This window comes from Neoroseomonas lacus (assembly GCF_014644535.1).
In the GTDB taxonomy this organism is placed as follows: Bacteria; Pseudomonadota; Alphaproteobacteria; order Acetobacterales; family Acetobacteraceae; genus Neoroseomonas; species Neoroseomonas lacus.
Genome location: NZ_BMKW01000040.1, coordinates 1 through 5000 on the forward strand (window position 1 = coordinate 1; position 5000 = coordinate 5000).

Annotated in this window: 2 protein-coding genes, 1 tRNA gene, 2 rRNA genes and 1 pseudogene (1 of these 6 running past the window's edge); 2 read left to right on the plus strand and 4 right to left on the minus strand. The window is 63.8% G+C overall.

What is annotated here, in order from left to right:
* Nucleotides 1-67 precede the first annotated feature (67 nt).
* On the minus strand, nucleotides 68-901 hold the full coding sequence (locus IEY36_RS30050) for a class I SAM-dependent methyltransferase (protein WP_188973966.1): 834 nt from the start codon (nucleotides 899-901) through the stop codon (nucleotides 68-70).
* A 106-nt stretch (nucleotides 902-1007) separates the two neighbouring features.
* Between IEY36_RS30050 and IEY36_RS31510 the strand changes: the two are divergent.
* Both IEY36_RS31510 and IEY36_RS30065 read left to right on the plus strand, forming a co-directional pair.
* Nucleotides 1008-1841 (plus strand): annotated as a pseudogene (locus IEY36_RS31510) (recombinase family protein); the annotation flags it as partial.
* Nucleotides 1842-2147: 306 nt separating this feature from the next.
* Entirely contained in the window at nucleotides 2148-2828 is a 681-nt protein-coding gene (locus tag IEY36_RS30065) for a zinc ribbon domain-containing protein (RefSeq protein ID WP_268238234.1), read from the plus strand.
* Between the two features lie 13 nt (nucleotides 2829-2841).
* Here IEY36_RS30065 and IEY36_RS30070 read toward each other — a convergent pair.
* The 3 genes from IEY36_RS30070 to IEY36_RS30080 form a co-directional block, all read right to left on the minus strand.
* A tRNA-Met gene (locus IEY36_RS30070) sits at nucleotides 2842-2918 on the minus strand.
* 33 nt (nucleotides 2919-2951) lie between these two features.
* Nucleotides 2952-3066, minus strand: a 5S ribosomal RNA gene (gene rrf / locus IEY36_RS30075).
* A gap of 107 nt (nucleotides 3067-3173) precedes the next feature.
* Nucleotides 3174-5000, minus strand: a 23S ribosomal RNA gene (locus tag IEY36_RS30080) (it continues 911 nt past the right edge of the window).

Genomic DNA, 5000 nt, shown 5'->3' on the forward strand with positions numbered 1-5000 from the left:
GACGGTCTCTGGTCCACCACCGGCAAGATCATCGACACCTTCAATTCAACCGAATGCGCAAACTACTTCAGTGCCGCTGGGCAAGATCCAGCATAATCGGAAAATGCTCTAGCGGCGTCCGCTGACGATCCTGACCTCCACCTCGATCTCGACCGGTCCCGCCCGCGTCGCCGAGGTCGCGGCGGGCCTCCTCGCGGACGGCCCGGCGCGCGTCCTCCGGCAGTGCCACGTAGTCCTGCCCGACGTTCCCAGCGCCCCGCTCGACGCCGTTGAAGTAGGCGTCGAACGAGGGGAAGGCCATGCGGACGACCTCGATGGCGTCCTCCACCTCCACCAACCCCGCCGCCTCAAGCAGGAGACGAAGGTGGCCCTCGGCCCCAAGCGAGAAGATACGCCGGATTTCTGCCGCCTTGGACGGGGCGTACCGCGCGATGGACGCATGCACGCGGCCCGTCAGCGAGCGTTCGGGCGTAGTCGGGACCGAGGTCGCGGCCCGACCGCCGGGACGCAGCACGCGATGGAACTCCGCGAGGCCGCGTGCCGGGTCGGGAAAGTACATTAGGCCCTGGTTGCACAGCACCGCGTCGAACCTCTCGGCCTGGAAGGTGAGCGCCTGCCCGTCCTCGACGGCCAGCGCCACGGCAGACAGCCCGCCGAGGCGCTCCCGCGCCCTCTCGACCAAGGCGGGCGAGATGTCGGTGGCGACGACGTGGCCCGAAGGCCCGACGCGAACCACGGCCGCCTCGGCGGCGATCCCGGTGCCGATGGCGATATCGAGCACGCGATGACCCGGCACAATCCTGGCCGCTTGCAGGAGGGGCGGGATGAACTGGGCCGTCATCCGTCCAACGACTTGGTCGTAACCGGCCGCGGCGGTGTCGCGGAACTGGAGTTCGGTCATGACCATGGTCCTTCTAAGCGCGGTGCTACGCCCGAGAAGGCGGCCTCGGCGAAGGGGTTTCGCGATTCAGTCAGGTCGGAGGCCGCTCTAGGCGCAGGGTTGGTGCGTCGTGGATACCTGCGAGGATAATGGTCTGAGCGGCGCGAGCCACTTCCGCCCCGAATTCCTGCGCCTGTTCAGCGACGCCAAGGCGCGGCGCTTCGACGTGGTGCTCCGTGAGGCGCTTGATCGGCTGGGTCCCAAGCTGGCGGACATTGCCGAGTTCCACGACCAGGTGACGTTTCTCGGGATCAGCATCCACTCGGTGCAGCAGGGCCCGATTACTCCCATGCATATCGGTCTTCTCGGCACGATGGCGCAAATGCAGTTGGCCGACATCCGGTCGAAAACGATGCGCGGGCTGCGCTCGGTTGCCGAGGATGGGCGCAACGCTGGCGGCCTTTGCTACGGCTACAAGGTCGTACCCGCCGTTGAGGGAACTGGTCGCGGGGCGCGCCGCGATCATCGTGCTGTCGACGAGGCCCAATCCGCTGTGGTGCGGCAAATATTCCGCGACTATGCGAATGGGCTCTCGCCCAGGCGGATCGCCCTTGCGCTGACCGCCGAGGGCGTCGCGGCGCCGCGGGGTGTTGCCTAGGCGCCGACGGCGGTCAACGGTAGCCGCGCCAAGGGGACCGGCATCCTCAATAATGAGCTCTACATCGGCCGCCAGGTCTGGGGCCGGCAGACTTGGCTCAAGGATCCCTCGACCGGGCGCCGTGTTGCCCGCTCGGCTGCGCCGGACGACATGGTCGTCGCTGATATCCCCGAGTTGCAGATCGTCCCCGACCAGCTGTGGCAGGGGGTCCGGGACCGCCAGGCGCTGCTCGACAGCCGAGGCCAGGAGACGGCCGCCAACGCGGAGGAACCCGAGCGCGATGCCNCTTCTTCGCGACGCTGAAGGGCGAACTCGTCGAGGAGGCCGACTACCAGACGCGCGACCAAGCCAGGGCCGATGTGTTCCAATACACTGGGGGTTTCTGAAACAAGCGCCGCTTTCATTCCGCGCTCGGCTACATCACGCCCGAGCAGAAGGCAGCAGCGTTCCATTCAGCGGCATCAACCGCCTAACTGGGTCCACAAAGCGGGGTAAGCCCAGGGGGTCCGGGACCGCCAGGCGCTGCTCGACAGCCGAGGCCAGGAGACGGCCGCCAACGCGGAGGAACCCGAGCGCGATGCCTTTTGGGCCAAGTAGCGGCCGCGCTACCTGTTCTCCGGCCTCATGCGCTGTGCCGAGTGCGGCGGCGGCTTTTCTAAGATCTCCGCCACGCATTTCGGCTGCTCGACGGCGCGCAACAAGGGCCCAACCGCGTGCACGAACCGGCTGACCGTCCGGCGCGACTCGCTCGAGGACGCCGTGCTGTCGGCGCTGCGAGAGAGGCTGATGGATCCCGAGGTTCTCAAGGAGTTCGTGGCTGGCTTCACAGAGGCATGGAACCGGCTGCAGGCGAACGCCTCGACGGGGCTCACCAGCAAGCGCCAGGAGTTGGTCCGGGTCGAGCAGCAGATTGGCCGGGCGGTTGACGCGATCCTGGAGGGCATGGCGCCGGCGACGCTGCGCGAGCGCCTGGCGTCGCTGGAGGTGCGCAAGGCCGCCCTGGAGGGGGAACTCGCCTCGGCAGACGAGCCAGCGCCGCGGCTGCATCCGAACCTGGCCGAGGTGTGCCGCCACCGGGTGGCGGAACTGTCTGACGCGCTGTCGTCCGACGATGGGGCAGAGGCACGGGAGCTGGTGCGCGGCCTGGTCGAGGAGATCCGATTGGTCCCGGAGGAGGGGCGCCTGCGGATTGAGGTTCGCGGAGAGCTCGGTACGATATTGCGCTTGGCGGAGGGTGCGCAGGATGCCGGAAACGGCAAACGCCCCAGCGAAGTTGCTGAGGCGTTCTGATCGCAATTCAAGCTGGATGCGGGGACAGGATTTGAACCTGTGACCTTCAGGTTATGAGCCTGACGAGCTACCGGGCTGCTCCACCCCGCGTGGGTAAGGATGATCAGAGGATCCGGCCTGGTGGCCCGGCGGCGACCGACTCTCCCGCGTCTTAAGACGCAGTACCATAGGCGCTGGGGTGTTTCACGGCCGTGTTCGGGATGGGAACGAGTGTATCAACCCCGCGATGGCCACCGGGCCACCGGGCCGGATCCTCTGATGTGGTGAGATGATGATCTGTTGTGTGTGGCGTGATTTGGCGCTGTGCGCGGTGGATGGTTGCCCATCCATGCGGTGGTGCGCGGGATATGGAATTCTATCGGGTGATTAGGACCGCTCGGCTGCGTCGGTTACCCGACTTCCACCTGCGGCCTATCGACGTGCTGGTCTTGCACGGCCCTTAGGGAGACCTCGTCTTGAGGCTGGTTTCCCGCTTAGATGCCTTCAGCGGTTATCCATTCCGCACTTAGCTACCCGGCGATGCCACTGGCGTGACAACCGGTGCACCAGAGGTGCGTCCTTCCCGGTCCTCTCGTACTAGGGAAAGATCCTCTCAAGTCTCCAACACCCACGGCAGATAGGGACCGAACTGTCTCACGACGTTCTAAACCCAGCTCACGTACCGCTTTAATCGGCGAACAGCCGAACCCTTGGGACCTGCTCCAGCCCCGGGATGCGATGAGCCGACATCGAGGTGCCAAACCTCCCCGTCGATGTGGACTCTTGGGGGAGATCAGCCTGTTATCCCTAGAGTACCTTTTATCCGTTGAGCGATGGCCCTTCCACGCGGGACCACCGGATCACTAAGGCCGACTTTCGTCCCTGCTCGCGCTGTCGCGCTCGCAGTCAGGCGGGCTTGTGCCTTTGCACTCAACAGCCGATGTCCGACCGGCTTGAGCCCACCATCGCGCGCCTCCGTTACTCTTTGGGAGGCGACCGCCCCAGTCAAACTGCCCACCAGGCAGGGTCCCGACCCCGGATAACGGGGTTCGGTTAGACGCCAGAAAGGCACAGGGTGGTATTTCAAGGTTGGCTCCACCAAGGCTGGCGCCCCGGCTTCAAAGCCTCCCACCTATCCTACACAGTCCCTTCCTGGCGCCACTGCCAAGCTGCAGTAAAGGTTCATAGGGTCTTTCCGTCTGACCGCGGGTACCCCGCATCTTCACGGGGAATTCAATTTCACTGAGCCCATGCTGGAGACAGTGGGGAGGTCGTTACGCCATTCGTGCAGGTCGGAACTTACCCGACAAGGAATTTCGCTACCTTAGGACCGTTATAGTTACGGCCGCCGTTTACCGGGGCTTCAGTTCGGAGCTTGCACTCCTCCCTTTAACCTTCCGGCACCGGGCAGGCGTCAGACCCTATACGTCATCTCTCGATTTCGCAGAGCCCTGTGTTTTTACTAAACAGTCGCCACCCCCTGGTCTGTGCCACCCACCCATGGTTGCCCACAGATGGGTCCCGCTTATCGCTAACTTACGCGGGCAATTTGCCTAGTTCCTTCAGCATGGTTCTCTCAAGCGCCTTGGAATACTCATCCAGTCCACCTGTGTCGGTTTCGGGTACGGTCCATATGCCAGAGCTATTTCCCGGACCGATCCAACTGCCACCCCAATCCGATAAGGAATGACAGAACTTCACGGCCGTCACTTCTGGCGGGCTCAGGAATATTGACCTGATTCCCATCGGCTACGGCTTTCGCCCTCGCCTTAGGGGCCGGCTCACCCTGCGCGGATTAACCTTGCGCAGGAACCCTTGGACTTTCGGCGACAGAGTTTCTCACTCTGTTTGTCGTTACTCATGTCCGCATTCGCACTTCCCATACCTCCACGGCCCGTCACCGGTACCGCTTCGCAGGCCTAGGGAACGCTCCGCTACCGCGCGTATTGCTACGCACCCACAGCTTCGGCAGATGGCTTGAGCCCCGGTACATTTTCGCCGCAAGACAGCTTGTTTAGACCAGTGAGCTATTACGCTTTCTTTAAAGGATGGCTGCTTCTAAGCCAACCTCCTGGTTGTTTTGGCCGTCTCACATGCTTTCCCACTTAGCCATCATTTGGGGGCCTTAGCTGGTGGTCTGGGTTGTTTCCCTCTCGACAATGGACCTTAGCACCCACTGTCTGTCTGCCCGCC

What these genes read in the sequence shown, in the direction of transcription:
- IEY36_RS30050 (WP_188973966.1), bottom strand. Translation starts at nt 901, where the DNA reads ATGACCGAACTCCAGTTCCGCGACACCGCCGCGGCCGGTTACGACCAA.